This is a genomic window from Moorena sp. SIO3I6 (assembly GCF_010672095.1).
The window spans coordinates 1-1177 of record NZ_JAAHHU010001538.1 but is presented as its reverse complement, the minus strand read 5'-3'; the positions used below and the strand labels follow the sequence as shown (position 1 = coordinate 1177).

General features: G+C 51.5%; 1 protein-coding gene. It reads left to right on the top strand.

Annotated features, from left to right (window positions below; genetic code table 11):
* Nucleotides 1–1177 (top strand): WD40 repeat domain-containing protein (locus F6K49_RS51000; RefSeq protein ID WP_293110554.1); only part of this gene is annotated, 1177 nt, incomplete at both ends.

Sequence of the window (1177 nt, the reverse complement as noted above, 5' to 3'; positions counted from 1 at the left end):
TCTCAAAGGCAAAGACCTGCACACCCTCACTGGACATAGCGCAGATGTCACTAGTCTCGCCTTTAGCCCAGATGGCCAGACTATCGCTACTGCTAGTTTGGACAACACCGTGAAACTGTGGAATCTGCAAGGCAAAGACCTGCAAACCCTCACCGGACATAGCCAATATCTCATAACCGTCGCCTTTAGCCCAGACGGCCAAACTATCGCTACTGCTAGTTTGGACAACACCGTGAAACTGTGGAATCTCAAAGGCAAACCCCTGCACACCCTCACTGGACATAGCGAACCTGTCACTAGCGTGGCCTTTAGCCGAGATGGCCAGACTATCGCTTCTGCTAGTTTGGACAACACCGTGAAACTGTGGAATCTCAAAGGCAAAGACCTGCACACCCTCACTGGACATAGCGCAGATGTCACTAGCGTCGCCTTTAGCCGAGATGACCAGACTATTGCTACTGCTAGTTGGGACAAGACGGTGAAACTATGGAATCACCAAGGCAAACACCTGCAAACCCTCACCGGACATAGCGATTGGGTGAATAGCGTCGTCTTTAGCCCAGATGGCCAGACTATCGCTACTGCTAGTGATGACAACACGGTGAAACTGTGGAATCGAGAAGGCAAACCCCTGCACACCCTCACTGGACATAGCGATTGGGTGAATAGCGTGGTCTTTAGCCGAGATGGCCAGACTATCGCTTCTGCTAGTGATGACAACACGGTGAAACTGTGGAATCGAGAAGGCAAACACCTGCACACCCTCACTGGACATAGCGAACCTGTCAATAGCGTCGCCTTTAGCCGAGATGGCCAGACTATCGCTTCTGCTAGTTGGGACAAGACTGTGAAACTGTGGAATCGAGAAGGCAAACACCTGCACACCCTCACCGAACACAAAGCAAATGTCACTAGCGTGGCCTTTAGCCCAGATGGCCAGACTATCGCTACTGCTAGTTGGGACAAGACGGTGAAACTATGGAATCACCAAGGCAAACACCTGCAAACCCTCACCGGACATAGCGATTGGGTCAATAGCGTGGTCTTTAGCCGAGATGGCCAGACTCTTGCTTCTGCTAGTTGGGACAAGACGGTGAAACTATGGAATCACCAAGGCAAACACCTGCAAACCCTCACCGGACATAGCGATTGGGTCAATAGCGTGGTCTTTAGCCGA